General features: G+C 61.2%; 16 protein-coding genes. 11 read left to right on the forward strand and 5 right to left on the reverse strand.

Translation table 11 applies throughout. From position 1 onward, the window contains the following. Positions 1–9 precede the first annotated feature (9 nt). Both JK232_RS01735 and JK232_RS01740 read left to right on the forward strand, forming a co-directional pair. Entirely contained in the window at positions 10–3129 is a 3120-nt protein-coding gene (locus JK232_RS01735; RefSeq protein WP_276515046.1) for a multidrug efflux RND transporter permease subunit, read from the forward strand. A gap of 2 nt (positions 3130–3131) precedes the next feature. Next, a complete protein-coding gene (locus tag JK232_RS01740) occupies positions 3132–4547 on the forward strand; it encodes an efflux transporter outer membrane subunit (protein WP_101828809.1) in 1416 nt (471 codons plus the stop codon). Between the two features lie 433 nt (positions 4548–4980). On the opposite strand, the gene JK232_RS01745 is transcribed toward JK232_RS01740, so the two are convergent. Continuing rightward, entirely contained in the window at positions 4981–5556 is a 576-nt protein-coding gene (locus JK232_RS01745) for a hypothetical protein (RefSeq protein WP_101858074.1), read from the reverse strand. A 784-nt stretch (positions 5557–6340) separates the two neighbouring features. On the opposite strand from JK232_RS01745, the gene JK232_RS01750 reads away from it, so the two are divergent. From JK232_RS01750 to JK232_RS01770, 5 genes are all read left to right on the forward strand, one after another. After that, positions 6341–7564, forward strand: a complete 1224-nt coding sequence (locus tag JK232_RS01750; RefSeq protein ID WP_101855220.1) for an HlyD family secretion protein — start codon at positions 6341–6343, stop codon at positions 7562–7564. After that, positions 7561–9129, forward strand: a complete 1569-nt coding sequence (locus JK232_RS01755) for a DHA2 family efflux MFS transporter permease subunit (protein ID WP_072928363.1) — start codon at positions 7561–7563, stop codon at positions 9127–9129. The genes JK232_RS01750 and JK232_RS01755 overlap by 4 nt, the downstream gene beginning before the upstream one ends. A 1-nt stretch (position 9130) precedes the next feature. Further along, positions 9131–10729: an efflux transporter outer membrane subunit gene (locus JK232_RS01760; protein ID WP_101835813.1), complete on the forward strand. Its 1599-nt coding sequence runs from the start codon at positions 9131–9133 to the stop codon at positions 10727–10729. 577 nt (positions 10730–11306) lie between these two features. Then, positions 11307–12530 (forward strand): conjugal transfer protein TraF, encoded by a 1224-nt coding sequence (locus JK232_RS01765; protein ID WP_101828833.1) that lies wholly within the window; start codon positions 11307–11309, stop codon positions 12528–12530. A gap of 599 nt (positions 12531–13129) precedes the next feature. Then, positions 13130–14410: a DUF445 domain-containing protein gene (locus JK232_RS01770; protein ID WP_101828805.1), complete on the forward strand. Its 1281-nt coding sequence runs from the start codon at positions 13130–13132 to the stop codon at positions 14408–14410. Between the two features lie 9 nt (positions 14411–14419). Here the strand turns inward: JK232_RS01770 and JK232_RS01775 are convergent, their stop codons facing one another. The 3 genes from JK232_RS01775 to JK232_RS01785 form a co-directional block, all read right to left on the reverse strand. Continuing rightward, complete coding sequence (locus JK232_RS01775; RefSeq protein WP_072928361.1) at positions 14420–14812, reverse strand: VOC family protein; 393 nt, start codon at positions 14810–14812, stop codon at positions 14420–14422. A gap of 118 nt (positions 14813–14930) precedes the next feature. Continuing rightward, complete coding sequence (locus tag JK232_RS01780) at positions 14931–16028, reverse strand: glycerol dehydrogenase (protein WP_072928360.1); 1098 nt, start codon at positions 16026–16028, stop codon at positions 14931–14933. A 406-nt stretch (positions 16029–16434) separates the two neighbouring features. After that, positions 16435–18087 carry a glucan biosynthesis protein D gene (locus JK232_RS01785; protein ID WP_101835807.1) on the reverse strand — a complete coding sequence of 551 codons (1653 nt, stop codon included), beginning with the start codon at positions 18085–18087 and terminating at the stop codon, positions 16435–16437. Positions 18088–18641: 554 nt separating this feature from the next. On the opposite strand from JK232_RS01785, the gene JK232_RS01790 reads away from it, so the two are divergent. Together JK232_RS01790 and JK232_RS01795 are read left to right on the forward strand one after the other, a co-directional pair. Continuing rightward, positions 18642–19223 carry a flavin reductase family protein gene (locus JK232_RS01790; protein ID WP_072928358.1) on the forward strand — a complete coding sequence of 194 codons (582 nt, stop codon included), beginning with the start codon at positions 18642–18644 and terminating at the stop codon, positions 19221–19223. A gap of 62 nt (positions 19224–19285) precedes the next feature. Next, entirely contained in the window at positions 19286–20674 is a 1389-nt protein-coding gene (locus JK232_RS01795) for a CoA transferase (protein WP_101835805.1), read from the forward strand. A 4-nt stretch (positions 20675–20678) separates the two neighbouring features. On the opposite strand, the gene JK232_RS01800 is transcribed toward JK232_RS01795, so the two are convergent. Next, positions 20679–21539: an AraC family transcriptional regulator gene (locus JK232_RS01800; RefSeq protein ID WP_072928356.1), complete on the reverse strand. Its 861-nt coding sequence runs from the start codon at positions 21537–21539 to the stop codon at positions 20679–20681. A 319-nt stretch (positions 21540–21858) separates the two neighbouring features. Between JK232_RS01800 and JK232_RS01805 the strand changes: the two genes are divergently transcribed. Together JK232_RS01805 and JK232_RS01810 are read left to right on the forward strand one after the other, a co-directional pair. Continuing rightward, positions 21859–23709 (forward strand): DUF2264 domain-containing protein, encoded by a 1851-nt coding sequence (locus tag JK232_RS01805; protein ID WP_246538177.1) that lies wholly within the window; start codon positions 21859–21861, stop codon positions 23707–23709. A 76-nt stretch (positions 23710–23785) separates the two neighbouring features. Continuing rightward, on the forward strand, positions 23786–25072 hold the full coding sequence (locus tag JK232_RS01810; RefSeq protein WP_101858071.1) for an oligosaccharide MFS transporter: 1287 nt from the start codon (positions 23786–23788) through the stop codon (positions 25070–25072). Positions 25073–25075 lie beyond the last annotated feature (3 nt).

Here is a 25075-nt window from a genome sequence, read left to right on the forward strand (position 1 = left end):
GCGCGGCCGCTGAACATCTCGCGGCTGTTTATCTTCCGCCCGGTGGCGACGCTGCTGCTGACGCTGGCGATCCTGCTGCTGGGCGCGCTCGGCTACCGGCTGCTGCCGGTGGCCCCGCTGCCGCAGGTCGATTTCCCCACCATTATGGTGAGCGCCAGCCTGCCGGGTGCCAGCCCGGAGACGATGGCCGCCACCGTCGCCACGCCGCTGGAACGGGCGCTGGGGCAGATTGCCGGCATCACCGAGATGACCTCCAGCAGTTCGCAGGGCTCCACCAATGTTATCCTGCAATTTGAGCTGGACCGTGACATCAACGGTGCAGCGCGCGATGTGCAGGGGGCGATCAACGCCGCCCGCAGCCTGTTGCCGAGCAGCATGCCGTCGCTACCGACCTACCGCAAAGCCAACCCCTCTGATGCGCCGGTGGTGATGCTGGCGCTCACCTCCGCGACCCGCACCAGCGGCGAGCTGTATGACCTCGCCTCCAGCCAGATCAAACAGAAAGTGGCGCAGGTGCAGGGGGTCGGTGAGGTGTCATTGCTCGGCAGTGCGCTGCCGGCGGTGCGCATCGACCTCGAACCGCAGCGGCTGACGCACTACGGCCTGTCGCTGGACACGGTGCGCAGCGCAGTCGCCAACGCCACCAGCAACCAGCCGAAAGGGATTTTGCAGGGCAGCGCGCAATCCTGGGTGGTGGACAGCAACGGCCAGCTCGACAAGGCGAAAGCCTACCGTTCGCTGATTATCCGCTATCAGGACGGCAAAGCGGTGCGCCTCGGCGATGTCGCCACGGTGTATGACGCGGTGGAGGATAACTACAACGTCGGTTACTACAACCAGTCGCGTTCGGTGATGCTGGGCGTGACCCGCTCCGCCGGGGCCAACATGCTGGAAACGATCGATGCCATCAAGGCGCTGATCCCGGAACTGCGTGAGACGCTGCCGGGTGACGTCGGGTTGCAGATCGTGGTGGATCGTTCGCCCAACATCCGCGCCTCCCTGCGCGACACCGAAGAGACGCTGCTGATCGCGGTGCTGCTGGTGATCGCGGTGGTGTTTGTGTTCCTGCGTAACGTCAAAGCGGTGGTGATCCCGGCGCTGGCGCTGCCGGTCTCGCTGATCGGCACCTGCGCGGTGATGTACCTGCTGGACTACAGCCTGGACAACCTGTCGCTGATGGCGCTGATCATCGCCACCGGCTTTGTGGTGGATGACGCCATCGTGGTGCTGGAGAACATCACCCGCTACATCGAAGAGGGGCTGGGGCCGGTGCGTGCGGCACTGAAAGGCGCGCAGGAGGTGAGCTTTACCGTGCTGTCGATGACGCTGTCGCTGGTGGCGGTGTTCCTGCCGATCCTGCTGATGGGCAGCATCGTCGGGCGGCTGTTCCGCGAGTTTGCCGTGACGCTCACCGTGTCGTTGGTTATCTCGATGCTGGTGTCGCTGAGCCTGACGCCGATGCTCTGCTCCCGCCTGCTGCGGCGCAAGCCCCCCGTGGAGAAGCGCCCGCACCCGCTCTACCAGGCGATTGAACGCGGCCTCAGCGGCCTGCTGGCGATCTACAGCCGGGCGCTGACCTGGGTGATGCGCCACCAGCGGCTGACGCTGTTCAGCCTGCTGCTGACCATTGTGCTGAATGTGTTCCTCTACAGCGTGGTGCAGAAGGGCTTCTTCCCGAACCAGGACACCGGGCTGCTGATGGGGATGCTGCGTGCCGACCAGAGCACCTCCTTCCAGGCGATGAAGCCGAAAATGGAGGAGTTCTCGAAGATGATCCAGGCTGACCCGGCGGTGGACGGTGTGATGTCCTCAATGGGCAGCGGCGCGTTCGGCTCGCGCAACAGCGCCAATTTCTTTGTGCACCTGAAAGATTTCGACAAGCGTGACGCCACCGCCACCGAGGTCGCCAACCGGCTGACTATGAAGGGCATGAGCCAGCCGGGGTTGCAGCTGTTCCTGATGCCCGCGCAGGATCTGCACATCGGCGGCCGCAGCGCCAACGCCTCTTACCAGTTCAGCTTGCAGGCCGATTCACTCGACACACTGCGGGTCTGGACGCCGAAAGTGAAAAAGGCGCTGGAGGCGCTGCCGCAGCTCACCAGCGTGGACAGCGATTCGCAGACCGGCGGCCAGGAGGTGATGCTGACCATCGACCGTGACGCCGCGACCCGGCTGGGGGTGGACGTCAACACGCTGGATACGATGCTGAACAACGCCTTCAGCCAGCGGCAGGTGGCGACGATCTACAAAACGCTGAACCAGTACCATGTGGTGATGAACCTCAACGCGGACTTTACCGGTGACCCGGCGATCCTGCATTCGCTGTATGTGGTGAATGATGAGGGCGCGCAGGTGCCGCTGGCCGCCTTCACCCGCCTGAGCGGCGCCAATGCGCCGCTGTCAGTGGCGCACCAGGGGCAGTCCGCCACCAGCACCGTAGCGTTTAACCTGGCGGACGGCGTGTCGCTGGAGCAGGCACAGCAGGTGATTGACGAGGCGATGGCGAAAATCGGCCTGCCGGACACCATCCAGGCCGGGTTCCAGGGCACGGCAAAAGCCTTCAGCGACCTGACGGCCAGTATGCCGTGGCTGATCCTGGCCGCGCTGGCGGCGGTGTATATCGTGCTCGGGATGCTGTATGAGAGTTACATCCACCCGCTGACCATCCTCTCCACCCTGCCTTCGGCCGGGGTCGGCGCGCTGCTGCTGATGCTGGTGACCGGCACCCAGCTTACGGTAATTGCGCTGATCGGCATTCTGTTGCTGATCGGCATTGTGAAGAAAAACGCCATCATGATGATCGACTTCGCGCTGGCGGCGGAACGTGACCGCGGCCTGACGCCGGAACAGGCGATTGTGCAGGCCTGCCTGATGCGTTTCCGGCCGATTATGATGACCACGCTGGCCGCCTTCTTCGGCGCGCTGCCGCTGGCGCTTGGCAGCGGCGGTGACGCTGACCTGCGCAGCCCGCTGGGGCTGGCGATCGCCGGCGGCCTGGCGCTGAGCCAGCTTTTGACCCTGTTTACCACGCCGGTGGTTTACCTCTATATGGACCGCCTGAGCGCCCGTACCAAACGGCTGTGGCAGCGCCTGCGCCACCGCCCGGCAACAACTGGACACCCTGAATGAGCATGAAAATTTCCCCGTTTATCCCGGCGCTGCTGACGCTGCTGCTGGCCGGCTGCACCGTCGGCCCTGACTACCAGCGCCCTTCTGCGCCGATGACCGCCCAGTTCAAGGAAGCCAAAGGCTGGACGCAGGCCACGCCGCAGGACACGGCCGCCAAAGGCGACTGGTGGGCGGTATACCAGGATCCGGTGCTCTCCAGCCTGCTGGCGCAGGTGCAGATCTCCAACCAGAACGTGGCGCAGTATGAGGCGCAATACCGGCAGGCCCAGGCGCTGGTCGCCAGCGCGCGGGCCGGTTTTTTCCCTACGGTAAGCGGCACGGTGAGCAGCAGCCGCAGCGCCAGCGGGGCCGCCTCATCGGCCAACGGCAACAGTATCAGCAACAGCCACCAGGCGCAGGTCAGCGCCAGCTGGGAGCTGGACTTGTGGGGCAAACTGCGCCGCCAGCTGGAGAGTGACCGCGCCAGCGCACAGGCCAGCGCCGCTGAGCTGGCGAACATCACCCTCAGCGCCCAGTCCTCCCTGGCGCAGGACTATTTCCAGCTCCGCATCATGGACCAGCAGATCGCGCTCTATCAGCAGAGCGTGGAGGCGTACCAGCGTTACCTGCGGGTGATTGAGAACAAATACCGCGCCGGCAGCGAGTCACGCGCCACGCTGGCGCAGGCGCAGACCCAGCTGGAAAGCGCCCGCGCCTCGTCGCTGGATCTCCAGTGGCAGCGCGCCCAGCTTGAGCACGCCATCGCGGTGCTGATGGGCCGCCCACCGGCTGATTTCACCCTGGCCGTGGCGAAAGCAGACGCCACCCTGCCGCCGATCCCGGCGGCCCTGCCCTCCCAGTTGCTGGAGCGCCGCCCGGACATCGCCTACGCCGAGCGCAATATGGCCGCGGCCAATGCGGCGGTGGGCGTGGCGATCGCCGGGTATTACCCGGATCTGACGCTGAGCGCCAGCGGCGGTTACAGCAGTTCGACGCTGCATAAGCTGATTTCCGCACCGAACCGCGTCTGGTCGCTCGGCCCTGAGCTGAGCGGCACCCTGCTGGACTTTGGTGCCACGCGCGCCAGCGTGGAGCAGGCGCAGGCCAGTTATGACGCCAGCGTCGCGGCTTACCGCCAGAGTGTGCTGAGCGCCTTCGAGGAGGTGGAAAACTACCTGGTGGAACTGCACACGCTGGAGAGTGAGATCGCCGCCCAGCGCGCCGCCGCCGCCGCGGCCGGCGAGTCCGCCCGTGTGACCAATAACCAGTATCAGGCCGGGATGATCGACTACCTCGACGTCGCGACGACCGAGGCGACCAGCCTGTCGCAGCAGCAGAGCCTGCTGTCCCTGCTGGCAGACCAGCGGGTGACAAGTGTGAAGCTGATTGTGGCGTTAGGGGGCGGGTATGGTGCGCCTGCGGCGCAGAGCGGGGAGTGATCCGGCTGTGTTCTGCCGGCCCTGCACCCGCGGGCATGGTGTACGCGGTACGGCTTTTAAGGGTTTTTGTGGAAGGTTTCGGTTGCTCATGTGTATTTGTCTACCCGACTTTTCGCGCCTCAACCGAGCAGGGCGCGCCGGTGCGCTCGCCCTGCACCCGCGCACGTTCGGTACCCCGGCTGAATCATTGCACGCTCTCGCGTGTCCCCTCATTTCGCCTCCGGGCTAATCGGGCCGCCGCAGACACGCTCCCGGCGTGGCTGCGACTCTCGCACACATCCTTGTGTGCTCGCCCGGCCCTGCGTCTCCACTCGGCAATGATTTTTACGCCCCCACCAGACTGCATATATTTTTGTATGTAAGGAAATGGTAGGTGGGATTTTTTAGGTGTTATGTATGATTGACTGGCCTTGCGGCTCCGCTCGGCAATAATTTAAAGCGGCCATAACAATTCATCATCAACACGGGCAATCGCTTCAACGCTGATGGAGCACTCTTCATCAGAGGCAAGCGTTGTAGTCATAAAACGGAACAATTGATTATTTTTACCAGTAAACTGGATTCTGTAAATCTGTTTATAAATAGGCTGGGAAAGATAGATATCATCAAAAAGATGAGGAGCGTTTGATAAGCCTATCCGGCCAGCACGCTCAATTTCTCTTTTAATCAAAGCCTCCGCCTGTTTCTTCGTTATCTCTGCGGAAACCAGTAAATCAGTTTTGGTCTTTTCGAAGATGATGCTTTCACTTTTAATACCAAACTTTGCCAGCAAATTTGCCGTTATTTGTGTTGGCCAACTATTGATATCCGAGCAATCCGGCCCTGCGGCGCTTACAACACCCGAAAACAGCAGTGTGCAGAAGAGGATTATTTCATGCTTAAATAAGGAGCACTTTCCACACAAGTTAATTACCCTGTCAGGCACCACGCTCTTTCTCTTTATATTAACTCTTTCCTTACCCACTCCCGATAAATAATTTTCCAGCCACAAATAAATTGGCAGTGCCATTTTTCATCCCTTTCATTAAAAAAAGAACCCTAACAATACGCCTGTTAATAAACAGATGACTATATCAAGGCGCTTAAACATGATTTTAATAAGGCTAAATAAACAAAAAATTGGGTGATTTAAATCCTTCCCCTACTCTTTCCTTACATACCCACAAATTTGCAGAAGTGGTGGGGGCATTAAAATTATTGCCGACGAGGACGCAGGGCCGGGTGAGCGGGCAGGATGCCAAGGCCTTCGCCCACCTACCATTTCCTTACATACCCATAAATTTGCAGAAGTGGTGGGGGCGTAAAAATCATTGCCGAATGGAGACGCAGGGCCGGGCGAGCGGACAGGACGTCCGCGAGAGTCGCAGTCACGCCGGGAGCGTGTCTGCGGCGGTCCGATTAGCCCGGAGGCGGAGTGAGGGAACACGCGGTAGCGGGCAATGATTCAGCCGGGGCACCCAGGGCGCGGGGATGCAAGGGGCGCGCGCCTACGCGCCCCTTGCGCGGTGGCGGCAGCGGAGCCGGAGAAAGACGCCGGGCGTATGCCAACGCAACTCACCTCAATCAAAAAAGAAACGCTGCCGTACCGCGTACACCATGCCCGCGGGTGCAGGGCCAGCAAGCCGGGCCAATCCCCCTCTCCCTTTACACAGATTGACAAATAGTGCTATCCCCTCGCGAATTCAGGCTTTTCCCAGAGGTCAACTTGCAAAGTGCGCAGTACGCTCTAGGGTGAAAGAGTCACTTTCTTTATGAATTGGTGCAGCGGTTTGCTGCCATAACAGATGAGACCTATGAACAGCGATAAAAATAACGCGTCACAGGACGCTGCCGCGCAGGACGATCAGGCGCGTAAACCGGGAACCCAACAACAGAACGATAACGGCGCGGGAAAGGATAAAAAACCCTCTGACCGGGCTGATAAAAAATCGGATAACCAGGAGAACAACGACGAGCAGGACGACGGGGAAAACACCCGCAAACGCCCCGGCAAGAAACCGTTGATCATCCTCGGCGTGGTGGTGGCCGTGATGGTGGTGGTCGCGCTGGTCTGGTGGTTTATGACCCGCAATCAGGTCACCACCGATGACGCCTTTACCGAAGGCGACGCCGTGACCATTGCGCCGAAAGTCTCCGGCTATATCACCGATCTGGCGGTAAAAGATAACCAGCCGGTGAAAAAAGGCCAGCTGCTGGTGAAAATTGACCCGCGTGACGCCGTGGCGGAACGTGACCGCGCCCAGGCGCAACTGGGTATGGCACAGTCCCAGCTGCATCAGGCCGAAGTGCAGCTCGCCCTGGCAAAAGTCCAGTACCCGGCGCAACTGGCGCAGGCCAAAGCGCAACAGGCGCAGGCAGAGGCGAACCTGGTGAATGCGCAGGCGGACTACAAACGCCAGCGCGGCGTTGACCCGCGTGCCACGACCCAGCGCAATATCGATGCCGCCAATGCGCAGCTCCGCTCCGCCAATGCGGAACTGGAAAACGCCAAAGCGCAGGTGCAGGTCGCAGCCCAGGTGCAATTGCAAATCCGCCAGGCCGCGGCCAATGTCGAGGCTGCCCGGCAACAGGTGGCGCAGGCCAATGCCCAACTGGAAACCGCCAACCTCAACCTCTCTTATACCGAAGTGCGCGCGCCGTTTGACGGCTACGTCACCAAGCGTAACGTCCAGCTCGGCACGCTGGTGCAGGCCGGCTCCTCCCTGTTCTCGCTGGTATCGCGTGACGTCTGGGTCACCGCCAACTTCAAAGAGTCCCAGCTTGAGCACATGAACCCCGGCGACAAAGTGGTGGTCACGGTAGACGCCTACCCGGACATGGAGCTGCACGGCCATGTGGACAGCATCCAGCAGGGTTCCGGCTCTCGCTTCTCCGCTTTCCCGTCTGAAAATGCCACCGGCAACTATGTGAAAATCGTGCAGCGTGTGCCGGTGAAGATTGTCCTCGACAGCGGGCTGGATCCTGAATTCCCGCTGCCGCTCGGCCTCTCCGTGGTGCCGAAGGTGACTGTGGAATGAGTGGCGACCGTCAATGGAAACCCGCCAGTAACCCCTGGGCCGTCGCGCTGGTCGTGACGCTGGCGGTGTTTATGGAGATCCTGGACACCACCATCGTTAACGTGGCGCTGCCGCACGTCGCCGGGTCGCTCTCTTCCAGTTATGACGAGTCCACCTGGGTGCTCACCTCCTATCTGGTGGCAAACGGCATCGTGCTGCCGCTGTCGGCGTTCTTCAGCCGGGCGCTGGGCCGCAAAAACTACTTCCTGATCTGCATCGGCATGTTCACGATTTGCTCGTTTTTGTGCGGCATCGCCACCGAGCTCTGGCAGATGATCCTGTTCCGCATTTTGCAGGGCTTCTTTGGCGGTGGCCTGCAACCGGTGCAACAGTCGGTGTTGCTCGACTACTTCAAAGCGGAAGATCGCGGCAAGGCGTTTGGCCTGTCGTCCATCGCGATTATCGTGGCGCCGGTGCTCGGCCCGATGCTGGGCGGCTGGATCACCGACCACTACAGCTGGCGCTGGGTATTTTTGATCAATATCCCGGTCGGCGTGCTGACGGTGCTGGCAGTGTTCCAACTGCTGGAAGATCCGCCGTGGGAGAAACGGCTTGAGCCGGGCAAACTCAGCATCGACTACATCGGCATTGGGCTTATCGCCCTGGGGCTGGGCTGCCTGCAGGTGATGCTCGACCGCGGCGAGGATGATGACTGGTTCCAGTCCAGCTTTATTGTGCTGTTTGCAGTGCTGGCGCTGGTGGGGCTGGTGGGCGCGATCTACTGGCTGTTCTACGCCCGCAAACCGGTGGTGGATCTGCACTGCCTGAAGGATCGCAACTTTGCTGTCGCCAGTTTGCTGATGGCAGGGATGGCGATGATCCTCTACGGCAGTTCGGTGCTGATGCCGCAACTGGCCCAGCAGCAACTCGGCTATACCGCCACCCTCTCCGGGCTGGTGATGTCGCCCGGCGCGGTGCTGATTGTGCTGTCGATCCCGCTGGTGCTGGCGCTGATGCCGAAAGTGCAGACGCGGCTGATTATCGCGTTTGGCTTCCTGTTGCTGCTGCTCTCCTTTATCTACTCCAGCCGCCTGGTGCCGAATGTGGATTTTGAAACCATGGTGCTGATGCGCAGCGCGCAGTCGATTGGGCTGGGCTTCCTGTTTGTGCCGCTGACCACCATCGCGTTTGTGACGTTGTCACCCAAGCTGAATGCAGACGGCGCAGCGCTGTTCTCAATGTTCCGCAACGTGGCCGGCTCAATCGGCATTTCGCTCTCTACGGCGGCGATCACCGAGCGCTCCCAGACCCACAGCGCGTACCTCGCACCAAACATGACGCCGCTGGATGAGCAGTTCAACCAGGCGGTGCAGCGCGGCGCGGCAGCGATCCGGGATTTCAGCCATGCGGTGGGCGACCCGGTGACGCTGGCCACAGCGCAGCTATACCAAGAGATGATCAGCCAGTCCCGCGTGCTGGCGTATAACGACGTATTTATGCTGTGCGGGATAATGTCGCTGATCATGATTCCATTTTGTTTCTTGCTTTCGCCGATCAAGAGCGAAGGCAGTGCCGGAGGTCATTGACATGGCTGTCTCTACCTTGTTCAGTTCTGCACGGGCGCCGTTGCGCCTGCTGCCCCCTTCCCCTTTACGGCTGGCGGTGGCCCTGGCGGTGCTGGCGCTTGCCGGGTGTTCCGTTGGCCCCGATTACCAGCCGCCGCAGGCACAGACGCCCAAGGCATTTAACGATCTGGCGTCTCATACCCAGGCGAAACCCGGCTCCGTGGCGCTGGCCAGCGAGCCGGACCCGGCCTGGTGGCGCAGTTTTAATGACCCGCAGCTCGACAGCCTGATTGGCCGGGCGATTAACGGCAACCTGTCGTTGCAGCAGACGGTGCTGCGTATTGCCGGGGCGCGGGAACAGGTGACGCAGGCGCGCGGGGCGTATCTGCCTTCCGTGAATGCCACGGCCAGCGTCAACCGCCAGCAACTCGGGCTGAAAGGGATACTGGAAGCGCACGATATTCCGGGGCAACTTGAGGCGGAAAGCCCGGAAGCGGCGGATGCGCTGGGCAGCGTGACGAAGCCGGTCACGCTGTTCCAGGGCGGGTTTGACGCCTCCTGGGAATTGGATTTGTTCGGCAAAACGCGCCGGGCAGTGGAAGCGGCCGATGCCCAGACGCAAGCCACCCTCGAGCAGCGCAACGATGCGCTGGTGTCGCTGGAAGCGGAAGTGGCGCGAACCTATCTGCAATTGCGCGGGGCACAGAGCGTGCTGAACACGCTGCAAACGCAGATCGATATCGCCCGCCAGACCACCGACCTCACGCAGAGCCAGGCGAAAAACGGCCTGGCGCCGCAACTGGATGTGGAGAATGCGCAGGCGCAGCTTGGGTCACTGGAGGCGCAGCTGCCGGGTTATCAGGCGCAGGTACGGCAGGCGATGAACGCGCTGGCGGTGCTGCTCGGCCAGCCACCGGGCGCGCTGGATGCTGAGTTGCGGGCTGTGAAACCGCTGCCGCCGATCCCGGCCGCCGTGCCGGTGGGCGTTCCGGCAGAACTGGCGCGCCGCCGGCCGGATGTGCGCCGGGCCGAGGCGAACCTGCACGCCGCCACCGCGGAGATCGGCGTCTCGGTGGCGCAGATGTTCCCCAGCCTCTCCCTGACCGGCCAGGTCGGGATGCGCAACACCGATGCGGACTATCTCACCGACTGGAGCAGCCATTTCTACTCTTATGGGCCGCAGATTTCGCTGCCGATTTTCCAGGGCGGGCGGTTGGTCTCCAATGTGCGGCTGTCACGCGCGCAACAGGCCAGCGCTGTGCTGGACTACCGCCAGACGGTGTTGACCGCGTTGCAGGATGTGGAAAATGCGCTGGTGAGTTACCGCACCGATCAGGACCGGGTTGACGGGCTGGAGCGCACTGCCGCCTCGCTTCAGAACGCTTACGATCTGGCGAGTGAAAGTTACCGCCAGGGCATCACCACCTTTATTAATGTGCTGGATGCACAGCGCCAGTTGGCGCAGGCGCGGCAACAGGCCACCGAGGCGCGGGTGCAAACCAGCACCGATCTGGTGGCGTTGTATAAAGCGCTGGGAGGCGGCTGGCAGCCTTACCAGAATATTGCCCTGCCCAGCTATTCGGTATTTGGCCCGGCACAAACCGTGCCCGCCACCCCCTGAAAAACCAGGCGCCCGTTGGGCGCCTTTTTTATTTCCTCAGTATGCCGCGTTGTTTCCCCACTGATGCCCCCGCCCCTGCCGGCCTTTTTATTCCTGCCGCCGGCCAGAATAGCGCTTTTCAACCATACCGATGAGCCGGGCTTATTAATCACAGTTTTCACAGGGTTATTAATAAAATGCATTGCGCAGTTTGTGCACGTATTTCATCTTTTTTCGCCGAGGGTGAAATCAATTTTTACTCTTAAAAATTATCTACATAAATAAAAAAAGATAATACGCAAGCCAGCCTGGGTGATTTCACTTGCCGGGGGTAATGTGAAAATTCCTGTGATTGTAATAAAAATCGCTTATGCTTCTGGGGCAGTCTCTTTTTTCACCTGCCGGGCGGGTTTCTGCCGGGGTCAGGTGCTGCTTTACACCGAATTATAAAAAGGCAAGGCCGAAAGAGCCGCCAATAACCGTGCCTATTCACAGCAATGATCCGCCCCATTCTGTTTCATGATGGGGGTAATTCATGGTTATCCCGGCAGATACGCCGGGTTCTTATTCGGGAAATACGATGGCCTCGGTAAATAAAATGGCGAGTAAATTGGGTCTCTTCCGCGTCTCTTCACGCAACGTGTTTGTTCCGCTTTTTCTGCTTTCCCCCCTCAGTGCGCTGGCCGCAGGCAACTATTTTGAGGCCCGTAACGATGCGATGGGCGGCACCGGTGTGGCGTCTTCCACGTATGGCTCTGCGGTGCTGGCTAACCCGGCATTGATGACCAAAGCGACCGGCACCGATGATATCAGCGTCATTTTCCCGGCCGTAGGGGTGCAAGTCACGGATAAAGATAAGATCCTCGACAAAATTGATGACCTTTCCGATAGCGTGGACAGCTACAGCGACAACGTCACCAGCTACAGCGCCCTGCGCCGGGCGGCAGGCGATTTAGCGGGTGACCTGCGCGGCATTCAGGGCAGCCAGGCCTGGGCCAATGCCGGGGCCTCGCTGGCGGTGACGTTGCCGAACGATCAACTGCCGCTCGCCTTTGTGGTGAAAGCCTACGGCAATGCGCACGTCAGCACCGATGTATCGCAGGGGGATATTGATTACCTGCAACAGATCGCCGACGGCGTGCGCATCCCGCTGCCGGGCGATGAAGACCGCCTCACCTCCAGCGCACACGGGCGGGCGGCAATTATCACCGATTATGGCGTGGCCATGGCCCATGAATTCAACGTCGGCGGGTTGCCGGTGTCAGTGGGTGTGACGCCGAAAATCCAGCACACCACGCTCTATAACTACTACACCTCGGTGTATGACTACGATAAGTCAGACATCACCAACGGTGAGTATGAGAAATCCAATACCGGTTTCAACGTGGATGCCGGGCTATCGGCCGATCTTTCTGACGCCTGGACGCTGGGCCTCAGCGCGCAGAACCTGGTGCCGCGTGACATCGACACCAAAGAGGTGAACGGCTACCGCGATACCTACCAGATCCGCCCGCTGGTGACCGGCGGTGCGGCCTGGCATAACGAGCGCATCACCGCCACGGCGGACGTGGATATGACGCCGACCAAGCGCTTCAAATCGGAAGAAGACAGCCAGTACGCCGGGGTCGGGGCCGAGTTCCGCGCCTTTGACTGGCTGCAACTGCGCGCCGGTTACCGGGCGGACATGAAGTCCAATGACACCAATGTGTTCACCGGCGGTATTGGGTTGTCCCCGTATAAGAAAGTGCACCTGGATCTGACGGGGATGGTCGGGGATGACAATACCTGGGGGGCGGTGGCACAGGTAGGGTTTACGTTCTGATTGGGTGATTAGGGTGGCATGTTTCGGTTGCTCATGTGCGGTGGAATGTTTCGGTTGTTTATGTGCGGTTGTCCACCCTGGTTGCTGAGCCTCAACCGAGCAGGGCCTGCCGGCGCGCCGGCCCTGCACCCGCAGGCATTGTGTACGCGTCACGGCTTCTACGGGTCAAGTGGCATGTTTCGGTTGCTCATGTGCAGTTGTCTACCTGTCCTTCATTGCCTCAACCGAGCAGGGCGCGCCAGTGCGCTCGCCCTGCACCCGCGCACTTTCGGTGGTTTGGCTGAATCATTGCCCGCTACCGCGGGTAACCCTCACTTCGCCTCCGGGCTGCTCGGGCCAGTACAGACACGCTCCCAGCGTGGCTGTACCTCTCGCGGACGTCCTGTCCGCTCGCCCGGCCCTGCGGCTCCATTCGGCAATGATTTTTATGCCCCCACCAGACTGCATATTCTTAGGTATGTCAGGAAATGGTAGGGGTGGATTTTGCATGTGCGGTGTGCTCGCCCTGCGCTGTTCGGTGAGGATTCTTATGGCGCGGTAATCTTCTGCGGGCCGGGAAAATTTTGCGCTCCGGTAAAAAATGATCCTAAACTGTTCTTATGGATAAAGAAAAAGAACTCAAACGCAGTAAGCGCAATGCCCTGCTGCTGTTACTCGCGGCGGCCGCCGTGTTTGTTATTACCCTGTTTCTGCCGCGCAACCTCTGGGTTGACGGTATTAAGGCCGTGTCGGAAGCCGCTATGGTCGGTGCGCTGGCGGACTGGTTCGCCGTGGTGGCGCTGTTCCGCCGCGTGCCGTTGCCGCTGATTGGTGCCCATACCGCCATCATTCCCCGCAATAAAAATAAAATTGCGGATAACCTCGCGCTGTTTGTGCAGGAAAAATTCCTGGATGCTAACTCTCTGGTCGGGCTGATCCGCCGCTATGACCCGGCAACCATGCTGGCCGACTGGCTGAATACCCCCGCCAACACCGAACGGATGGCGCGCTACCTGGTGCGGGTGCTGCGCGGCCTGTTTGAAATGACCGACGATGTGCGCATCCAACGTTTCCTCAAAAAAGCCCTGTTTACCCTGATCGACAAAATCGACCTTACGGCATCCGTTGCGACCCTGCTGGAAAGCATGACCAAAGAGGGACGACATCAGGAATTGCTCGACAGCGCCGTGACCCAACTGATCCGCACGCTGGAACAACCCTCGACCCGCGCCACCCTGTCACGCCAGATCGTGCGCTGGGTGAAACGCGAACACCCGATTAAAGAGAAAATCCTGCCGACCAGCTGGCTGGGCGAACATGGCGCCGACATGATTGCTGACGCGGTGGGCACCATCCTGGATGAAATCAGCGCCGACCGCGGCCACGCCTTGCGCGTGCGCTTTGATATGGCAGTGGAAAGCTTTATCAGCCGCCTGAAACATGACCCGGCAATGGCGCTGAAAGCGGAAGAGATCAAAAGCTACCTGAAACATGACGAAACGCTGAATACTTACGTCAAAGCGCTGTGGGGCGACCTGCGCGAGTGGATGCGTAATGACCTGGATAAACCGGACTCCCTGCTCCAGCAGAAAATGCGCGATGCCGGGCGCTGGCTGGGCGAAACACTGGCACAGGACGCCACCCTGCGCAGCACCCTGAACCGCCAGCTTGAACAGGCCGCCGGGCGTATGGCCCCGGACTTCGCCGCCTTCCTGACCAAACACATCAGCGATACGGTGAAAAGCTGGGATGAGGCGGAAATGTCACACCAGATTGAACTGAACATCGGGAAAGACCTGCAATTCATCCGCATCAACGGCACCCTCGTCGGGGCGTGTATCGGTTTGCTGCTCTATCTCTTCTCACTGCTGCCGCTGGTGCTGCCGCGCCTGCTGCCCTGACATTCCCCCCTATTCCGGCGCATGGCAACAGACACAGAGTTTGTTGCCCTCCGGGCAGCGGAAATACGCGCCGTAATAGTCAGGATGGTAATGCGGCCGCAGGCCCGGTGCGCCTGCATCCTGCGCGCCGTGGGCTAACGCCACGGCATACGCCTCATCCACCTGCGCCCGGCTGCGTGCCAGCAGCGCGGTCATCTGCCCGTTACCGGGCGTGGCCGGCTCACCGTTGTGCGGGCGGCTGACCACCAGCAACGGCCGCGCGACGCCCGCCTGCCACCAGGCTGCACACTGCGCCTGCTCATCACAAAATTTCAGTTGCAGGCCGAGTACCGGTAACAGCGTGCTGTAAAACTGAAAAGCGCGCGTGAAATCATTCACGCCGAGGTAAACATGCGAAAACATGCCGGCTCCTGACAGAGGTGAGCGGAAAGGTGTAAGACGGTAATACCCTGTGCCGGTACTACCCTGTCGCGGTAAAACAGTGTGCCGGGCGACGGCGTGCCGCCCGGCCGGGAACCGCTTAGCTCACTGTTTTGCTGAAGGCGTCCACCGCCAGAATCGCGTGGGCCACATCTTCTGCGGAGAGGTTCGGGTTGAGGTTGTTCAGTGTGTCACCCTCACTGCCTGCCAGTGCACCAACCTTGACCAGATTCTCAAAGGTCTCATTCTCCAGGTGCATTTCCGCCAGCGTGGTCGGCATCCTGATGGCGCGGTAGAAACGCACATAACGCGCGATCTCCTCATCCGGGCGCTGCTCCAGCACCATCTGGGTCAGGGTGCCGTAAGCGACTTTCTCACCGTGTGTCAGGTGGTGAATGTCCCCCTGGATCGCCGTAAAACCGTTGTGGATGGCGTGCGCCCCGGCCAGCCCGGCATTCTCAAAGCCCAGGCCGGAGAGCAGCGTGTTGGCTTCCACCACCGCTTCTACTGCCGGGGTCACCAGTTTCTGCTCTACCGCTTTGTAAGCACTGTAGCCGTAGGTCAGCAGCGTTTTCTCACAGGCTTCGGCAATCGCCATCCCGGCGATGGTCGGGTCGCCGTCGACCATCGATTTGCTGTGGGAACGTTTCACGGCCTGCGCCTCGACGTACGTTGCCAGCCCGTCAGCAATGCCGGAGGCAAACAGGCGTGCCGGGGCCTGCGCACAGACGGCGGTGTCCACCAGCACCAGATCCGGGTTTTTGTCATAGAAGCGGTAGCTGTCAAAGACCCCTTCGTCGGTGTAGATAACCGACAGGGCGCTGCACGGCGCATCGGTGGAGGCGACGGTCGGCACAATCGCTACCGGCTGGTGCAACTCGTCCGCCACCGCTTTGGCAGTGTCCAGGGTTTTGCCCCCGCCCAGCCCGACCACCAGCGTGGTGCCGCCCTGTTTTGCCGCGGCCGCCAGCCGGGAGATCTCATTGCTGGAGGCCTCACCGTTAAAGCGCTCAAACTGGTAACGCAGGCCCGCTTCACCCAGGGCCGCTTCCACCCGCTTACCGATAATGCCCCAGACAATCTCATCGGCAATCAGCAGGGCATTATCGCCAAGCGCAGGCAAGTAACGCCCCAGGTCTTCAATGACGCCGCTTCCCTGTACATATTTCCGTGGTGATGAAAAAACAAATTTACTCATGGCTTTTACCTCTTGGTGGAGACATGAACCGGCCCTGATGTTCAGGCCGGAAGAGATTATCCTCACTGCCGAAAATAGTCTGCCGGCGCGCAGTGCATTTTATGTGAATTTAATGTTACTAATTAACTTTAAATTCACACACCTCCGGCGACAGCGGTGCGTTTATTTCCGGCACCTGATAAAGCGTAGAGCATCATGCGCCGCCCTGCCGCCGGGTGGTAGCAGAAACCGCATGATTTGCAAAGGAAATCGCAAACATCACTGCAACGGCATGATAACGAAAATAAGGGGTTACGCCTGTTCGCGCGGCGGGAAAATAAACTGCCGCGGCCCAGGCCGGGTTAATGCGCAGGCGATAAAAAGCCCGCAATCGCGGGCTGTTAGCTGACAGACGCAGGGCAAAAAATTAGCGCATCTGGCGGTCGTCGATATATTTGCGCTTATCGGCCGGCGGCGGGAAATATTGGTAGAGCCAGGTTTCGCTCAGCGTGGTGTCGTGGGAGCGCAGGAACATGCGCATCTCGACCGGGTCGGCTTTGTCGCTGTCCGGGAACCAGTCGAACAGGATGCGGTAGCCGTTGATCGGCTCAACATACAGGATCTCAATATTGTTGACCCGGCCGGATGAGACGTTAATCACCGGCTCAATGCCCTTGTCGGCGTAGGCTTTCAGCTCACCGTTGATGAAGTCCACCGCGAAACGGCGCGCCCAGACCGTGGGGTAGTTTTCGCCCGGCGCCCAGCCTTCCGGGAACGCGCCCATGCCGGTGCGGGTCGCTTTGATGTTCGCCAGCGGGCTTTTCACCGGCGCCTCAGAGGCCCAGTAGAGACGGTAGGCGTAGCTGTGCGACTGCCCGGCGCGCAGCGGCTGCTCCGGCTGCCAGAAGCAGACGATGTTATCCAGCGTTTCGCCGGTGGTCGGGATCTCCATCAGGTTGACGGCACCCTTGCCCCACTTGCCGATCGGCTCGACCCACAGGCTCGGCCGCTTGTTGTACCAGCCGATCACATCCTGGTAATCATCAAAGTCGTGGTTGGTTTGCAGTAACCCGAAGCCCTGCGGGTTGTCATCTGCATAGGCGTTGAATTGCAGGCGCTGCGGGTTGTTGAGCGGGCGGCAGACCCACTCGCCGTTGCCGCGCCACATCGCCAGCCGGTCGGAATCGTGGATTTGTGGGTGGATGGTGTCACACATCCGGCGTTCATTGGTGCCGCAGCTGAACATGGTGGTCATCGGCGCGATGCCGAGCTGTTTGATGTCTTTGCGCGCGTGGAGGTGTTTCTCAATCTCCATCACCACCCGCTCTTTCTCACAGAGGATAGTAAAGCGGTATGCCCCGGTGGCGCTGGGGCTGTCGAGCAGTGCATACACGATGAACGTGGTGTCTTCCGGCTTCGGCGTCTCGAACCAGAAGGCGGTGAAGTCCGGGAACTCTTCCGGCTGGTCGGTAAAGGTATCAATGGCCAGGCCGCGGGCGGAGAGGCCGTACTGGTAGGTATCATCCACCGCACGGAAATAGCTCGCCCCGAGGAAAGAGACCACGTCCCGGCGCGTCAGCTCCGGGGCTTTGTTGACTTTGAAGCCGGCAAAGCCGAGGTTGTCCCGCCCTTCCAGCTGTTTGGTGTCAACGCCTGCATCGTGGTAATTAAACAGCTCAGGGCGGAAGTGGATTTCGCGCGCCTGCTGTTTGGCCGCATCCACGGAATAGACGCGTATCCGGCGTTTAAAGCCCATGCCGACATGGAACAGCTCCACATCCAGCTGGCGGCCTGCGCCGTTGCCGTTCCACAACGAGTGGTCATGGTCATACTGGATTTTGTTATACGCCTGCGGGGTCAGCCCGGCCAGCGTCGGCGGCAAGGCGGCCGGGGGGCCACCGAACGGGGTGGCGGCCAGATCGCGGGCCATGTTTTGCAGGGTGGAGAAGTCGAACGGGGTAACATCGCCGTCTGCCACGTCGGCGGCCGCCGCAGAACGGCTGAATAGTGACGACATCAACGGCGTACCGCAGTAGGCGGCAAACGCCAGTGATGCTTTAAGGAATGCTCTTCTTTCCATGCCTGAGGAAGTTCCTGTGCTGGGCAAAGTGTCAGTCCGGGCGTCCTGGCCGCAATAAGGGATGCGGCAAAAAGGGCCACGCCGGGGCTCGAAAATTTACGACATCAAGGGTGACGGAAAATTCATGGCGTGAATACGGCAATACCCAACAATCACAGCCCGTTACGCCCTGCTTTCAGCAACAGGCAGCACACGCCACGCCGCAGTGTATGCGGGCTGCGGGCGCGCCGCAATATGTTGCCCGGCAGTTGCGGAAAAGTTCTGCGCAGGACGAGGTTTAAGAACATTCTGTATCCATTGCTCTGAGCGTGTGGTTGAAAATGCAGCGGAATTTCTGCGCGTGTGGTCACGTGCTGGTGTGCCGCCCTCATTCCTGCTTTACCCGCTTTTTAGCCTTTTATTGTGCCCCCTGCACCGCTGCTGCCTGAGGGTGCCGTCGCGGCAATAAGTATGTTGTAACTACATGTAGGGGTGAACGGTGCGCACACTTACCTTGCCGCAGCCGGTGACAGATGTTTTACACTCTGGCTTCTTTTTACTGACCGGGAATCACTATGTCCTTTTTCCAACCGGTACTGCCGGAACACGCCAGCCGCCTGCTGAACCACGGCCCGACCATCCTTATTACCAGCCGCAGCCGCGACGGCCAGCAACGCAACGTGATGACCGCCGCCTGGTCAACGCCGGTGGAGTTCACCCCGGCGCGCATCGCGATCGTGGTAGACAAAAGTACCCTGAGCCGCACGCTGATCGAAGAGAGCGGCGTATTCGGCATCTGCGTCCCGACTGCCGCGTTTATCGACACCGCCTACGCACTCGGCAGCGTGTCGGGCCGTGAGGAAGAGAAGTTTTCACGTTATCAGGTTGCGGCGCAGGCCGGGGAACAGACCGGCGTACCGCTGATTGAAACCGGCTGTGCCGCCTGGCTGGAGTGCCGCCTGCTGCCTGAGGCCGGGTCGCAGGAGAAGTATGACACCTGCTTTGGCGAAGTGCTGGCGGCGGCGGCCGATGCGCGGGTGTTCCATAGCGGGCGCTGGCACTTCACCCCGGAAAACCGGGCGCTGCACTCGATTCACCACCTCGGCGGCGGCCAGTTTGTGCTGAGCGGCGAGACGGTGCAGGCTAAGCCCCTGTAATGGCGCAGGGTGTATATACTTGAGGGAATAGTGTGAGGAAATAGCCTGAGGGAGTACGCCCGATGCCTGAGACCCTGACCTCTGCCTTGCTGGAGACATTGTGGCAACAACTCGCCCCACAGGGGGCCGCCGCCCCGTTGCATTTCACCGGTGACGGGCGCTACCCCTCGCTGTTTCCGGTGAGTGAGCTGGCGCAGGCATCCTTCGGCGTGCTGGGCCGGGCGCTGTCGGCGTTGCTGGCGGAGCGCCACGGCACCCTGGCCCCGGTACAGGTTGACCGGCGGCTCGCCTCGCTCTGGTTCGGCACCACGCTGCTGCCGCACGGCTGGGCGCTGCCCGCCGCCTGGGACGCACTGGCCGGTGACTACCCCACCGCGGACGGCTGGATCCGGCTGCACACCAATGCCCCGCACCACCGCCGGGTGGTGGAGGCGCTGCTCGGCGCAGCGGCTGACCGCGCCACCCTCGCCCCCAGGGTGGCTGCCTGCCGTAACGCTGAGCTGGAAGCGGAGATTGTTGCCGCCGGGGGCTGTGCCGCCCGGATGATGACGGAAGCGCAGTGGCAGCAGCACCCGCAGGGGCAGGCGGTGGCGCAGGATCCGCTGTTTTTGTGGCAGCCCCACGCCGCCGGGGCCGACCGGCCGCACTGGGCGTTGCCGCGGGCCCGGCCGCTGAAGGGTATCCGGGTGCTGGATTTAACGCGGATCATCGCCGGCCCGGCCGCCACCCGCGCGCTGGCCGGGTTTGGCGCAGAGGTGCTGCGCATCGATCCGCCCGGCTGGGAGGAGCCGTCCATGGAACCGGACGTCACTGCCGGGAAACGCTGTGCACGCCTCGACCTGCATCACCCGCAGGATCGCGCCACCTTTGAGCAGTTGCTGGCCGGGGCGGATGTGCTGGTGCATGGCTACCGCGCCGGGGCGCTTGAAAAGCTGGGCTACGGCGAGGCGCAGCGGCAGGCGCTCAGCCCAGGGCTGGTGGATGTCAGCCTGAATGCTTACGGCTGGCACGGCCCGTGGCGCGAACGGCGCGGCTTTGACAGCCTGGTGCAGATGAGTTGCGGCATCGCCGCCGGTGGTATGGAGAGCCTTCAGGCACCCGCGCCGCGGCCATTGCCGGTGCAGGCGCTGGACCATGCCACCGGCTGCCTGATGGCGGCGGCGGTGCTGCACGGGCTGGCGGAACGGCTGCGGCACGGGCGCGGGTGCAGCGTGCGGATGTCACTGGCGCGTACCGCACGCGAGCTGGCCGCCCACCGTTACCCGGCGTTCCTGGCCGGCGAGCCGGTGCCGCCCGCCACGCGCCGCGATTGCCGCGACACGCTGGAGCTGACGGCCTGGGGCGTGGCGTCCCGGCTGTATGCGCCAGTGACACTCGACGGCACCGCGATGCTCTGGCACACGCCCGCCCGGCCGCTTGGGCGCGACCTGCCGGTATGGTCTGCGCGCTGAATGGCTACGTCAGCCGTGGGTCGGGGTGGCAACTGGTTTTGCGGTATTGCAGCGGCGTCTGGCCGATCAGTTTTTTGAAGCTGGTAATAAAGTAAGGGGTATCCGCAAAGCCGCTTTTCTGCCCAATCTGCTCAATGGTGAGATCGGTGCCGCGCAGCAGTTCACAGGCGCACTTCACCCGCCGCGTCACCAGGTATTCCTGAATTGACCCGCCGGTCTCCTGGCTGAAAACCCGCGAGGTGTAGCTGCGTGACAGCCCCACCGCCTGCGCCAGCCGCTCCAGCGAGAATTTGCAGTCGTAATTCTCTTCGATCCAGTTCATGACTTTGGTGGCGGTGGTGTGCGGGAAAGCGTGGTGGTGCACCCCCTGCTCCGGCATAAAGGCCATCAGTTGCAGCACCAGCACCACGATGTCTTCCAGCTGGTGCGTGCCGTGGCGGCACAGGGTGTGAAAATTCTCCAGCAGGTAATCCAGGTGATCGCTGTGTTCGCTTAAATCGTAGATGCGCGCCAGGCTCTGGGTGTCGCACAGCTGGCGGAAGATTGCCCGGCGTTTTGGGAAGGGTTGCAGGGCGGTGTCGATAACCACGTTTTCAATATGCAGCGTGGTGCGCTCATAGGGGTTGGCCGGCCCCTGCTCCACATAGACTTTGTGTAACTTGAACGGCGGGAAGATAAACATCCGGCCGGGGCGCAGGGTGTATTGTTGGTTATCGACAATCACAATGCCGTACCCACGCATCACAAACAGGATTTCCAGACACTGGTGCCAATGGTAATAATTGGCGCTGGTGGTGCTCATCCGGGTAAAAGAGATAAATCGCTCATTCAGTGCAATACGTTCCAGAAAATCGTTATCCGCCATAAACAGGCTCCTGACTCGGGTTTTATTATTGTTGAGAACATTTTTTCCCTTTATGGCGAAGACAACAAAATTAAGTTTTTTAGCATTTTTTTATAATTTAAGCCGGGTTACGGCCAGATAATCAACTGACATTTAAAAAAAGCGCGCATTTTGTGAGCTGTCTAACAATTAGCAGCTTTTCCCTGCCTGTATTATCCGCCCAGCTGTTCAGCGGCAAAAAACAATAAAGTGATTACAAGGTTAGCCTATTTTCTGACCTTTCATTCCCGACTATTCCAATTATTCCTGTTAACCCGATCCGCCGGATCAGGAGGCCCAGATGCACCCTGAAGATGCCCCTTTCCCTGCTTCGCCCTTTGCCGGCGAGCTGACTACCCGGCCGCAGATGCAGGCGGCGCTGAATACCCTGCTTGGGGCGGTTGCCCCTTATTGCCGGGCGGGCGCGAGCCGCATTCCGCTCGGCCATTTCACCGCCCATTACGGCCCGGACATCGCCGGGATGGAGGCGCTGGCGCGGATGCTGTGGGGGCTGTTCCCGCTGCTGGCAGGCGATGGGCACAATGAACAGTTGCCCTTTTTTATCGAGGCCATCGCCCACGGCACCGACCCGGCGGACCCCGGCTATTGGGGTGAGGTGCAGGCGTATGACCAGCGCTGTGTGGAGATGGCGGTATTCGGCGTCGGGCTGGCGCTGCTGCCGCAACGCTGGCGGCAGTGGTTCAGCGAGGCGCAGCAACAGGCGATCTATGCCTGGCTGAACCAGAGCGCCGCCGCCGACATCCCGGACAACAACTGGCACTACTTCCCGATTCTGGTGCAGGTGGGGTTCCACCGCGCCGGGCTGCCGTTCAACCGGGCAGCGGTTGAACGCCATTTCGCCTGCATGGAGCATTACTACCTCGGCGATGGCTGGTATTCCGACGGGCCGGGCCGCCCGCGCGATTACTACATCTCGATGGGCTTCCACTTTTATGGCCTGCTCTACGCCACCCTGATGGAAGAGGAAGACCCGGCGCGCGCCCGCTTGTTGCGTGAGCGTGCCACGGCGTTTGCCCAGGATTTTATTTACCAGTTCGCCGCCGACGGCTCCGCCATCCCGTTTGGCCGCAGCCTGACCTACCGCTTTGCCGAGGCCGCGTTCTGGAGCGCGGTGGCGTTTTCCGGCCTGCCGGTGTTTTCGCCCGGCGTGGTGAAAGGGCTGGTGCTGCGCCACCTGCGCCACTGGCTGCAACAGCCGATTTTTGAGCGCGACGGCGTGCTGAGCGTAGGTTACCACTACCCGAACCTGATCATGGCCGAGGATTACAACGCGCCCGGCTCCCCCTACTGGGCGCTGAAGCTCTTTCTGGTGCTGGCGCTGCCGGAAGAGAGCGCATTCTGGCAGGCGGAGGAATTGCCGCTGCCGCGCCTCGGCCGGCAACGCACGCTGCCGCACGCCGGGCAACTGATTGTGCGTGACGCGCAGGATGACCACCTGTTCCTGCTGACCGCCGGGCAACTGGAGCTGAATAACTTCGTCAACACCGGCCCGAAATACACCAAGTTCGCCTACTCCAACCGTTTTGGCTTTTGCGTGGAGCGCGGCCGCTACGGCCTGCCGCATGCCGCCGGGGATTCAATGCTGCTGCTGGCGGAACAGGATGAGTACTGGCGCGGGCGGCGCGACTGCCGGGAGGTGGAAACGCGCGATGACCTGATCTTCAGCCGCTGGCTGCCGTGGCATGACGTTGAGGTATCGACCTGGCTGATCCCGGCCGGTGAAGGCCATGTGCGGCTGCACCACCTCGTCACTGCCCGCACGCTGAGCAGTGCCGAGGGCGGTTTTGCGGTGGTGTCTGACCGGCATACGCTTATCCGCACCGGCGCGCAGGGCCGCCGCTGTGACGCCGCCGCGCGCAACGGCACCAGTGTGATTCAGTGCCTGCACGCCACTGTGCCCCGGCAGGCTGACTGGGTGCGCACGCCGCCCAACAGCAATCTGATGTTTGCCGACACGGCGGCAATCCCGGTGCTGAAAGCACTGCTGCCGCCCGGCGAACACTGGCTCGGCTGTTGGGTGGCTGCCTCGCCGCAGGCCGCGATCGCAGACGCTGAGGTGCCGCAACTGGCGCTGTCAGCCGACGGCCTGACGCTGGTGTCCGGCGGCCATCGCCGCCTGGTCCGCCTCTGATCGTGTTGCTCACCGTTTCCGCCGGGCGGCAGCCCTGTTGCCGCCCGGCTCCCTGACCCTACGCAGGAGAACCCTCATGGATGCACCGTCAACCGGCTCTGCCCCGGCCGTGGCAAAAACGGCTTACTACAAGATGAGCAGTTTCATTTTCCTCTACTTCTTTACCTGGTCCGCCAGTTTCGGCCTCTATGCGCTGTGGCTCAGCCAGAAAGTGGGGCTGGACAGCGTCACCATCGGCACGGTGTTTGCCGTTAACGGCGTGTTCGCGGTGGTGATGAAGCCGGTCTACGGCTACATCATGGACAAGATCGGCATGAGCAAGCGCCTGCTGTACGTGGTGATCCTGCTCTCCGCCCTGATGGCACCGTTCTTCGCCGGGGTCTACCAGCCGCTGCTGATGTCATACCCGCTGGCAGGCATCATTCTGGGGGCCATCTACCTCAGCCTCGGCTGGTACGCCGGGGTGGCGGCCTCTGAGTCTTACGCTGACCGCTTCAGCCGCCTCTACGGGCTGGAGTTCGGCCAGATCCGCATGTGGGGGTCGCTGGGCTGGGCGCTGGCCGCGGCCTTTTCCGGCGTGCTGTTCAATATCTCCCCGCTGCTGAATTTCTGCCTGAGCAGCGCCACTTCGCTGGTGATGCTGGCGGTGCTGCTCAGTTTGAAAATCGGCGAGCAGGAGCTGAAGAACAACCAGGTGATCTCCGACGAGAAGATTGTGTTTGCTGATGTTGTGCTGCTGCTGAAAAACCGCAAATTCTGGATGTTCAGCCTCTATGTGGCCGGCGTGGCCTGGATGATGTTTATCGCGGAGCAGCAATTCCCGCGCTATTTCGTCTCTTTCTTTGAGACGCAGCAGCAGGGGAACGCGATGTACGGCTATTTAAGCACCCTGCAATCGGGGCTGGAGTTCCTGATGATGATGGCGCTGCCGTGGCTGGTGAACCATTTCGGCGCCAAAAAAGGGATGCTGCTCACCGGCCTGGTGGTCGGGCTGCGGCTGATCGCCTCCGGGCTGGTGCATGACCCGCTGATGATTTCGCTGATCAAGCCGTTTTACGGGCTGGAGATCTCGCTGCTGCTGATCTCGGTGTTTAAATATATCGCCGAGCATTTCCCGAAACGGGTTAACGCCACCATGTACCTGCTCGGCTATCAGGCGATGATTTATGTCGGGTCAGTGGTGGTCGCGCCCCCGGCCGGTTACCTCTATGACCGCATCGGTTTTGACCGCACCTACCTGCTGATGGGCGCGGCCGCACTGCTGTTTACCCTGATCTCCGCCTTTACGCTTTCTCCCTGCCGGGCGGCCCGCACCGCAACGCCGCCTGCGCCCGCTGCGGATCTCACCCGTTTGAAACCCTGACTG

It is taken from the genome of Nissabacter archeti (assembly GCF_018257325.1).
Taxonomy (GTDB): domain Bacteria; phylum Pseudomonadota; class Gammaproteobacteria; order Enterobacterales; family Enterobacteriaceae; genus Chimaeribacter; species Chimaeribacter arupi.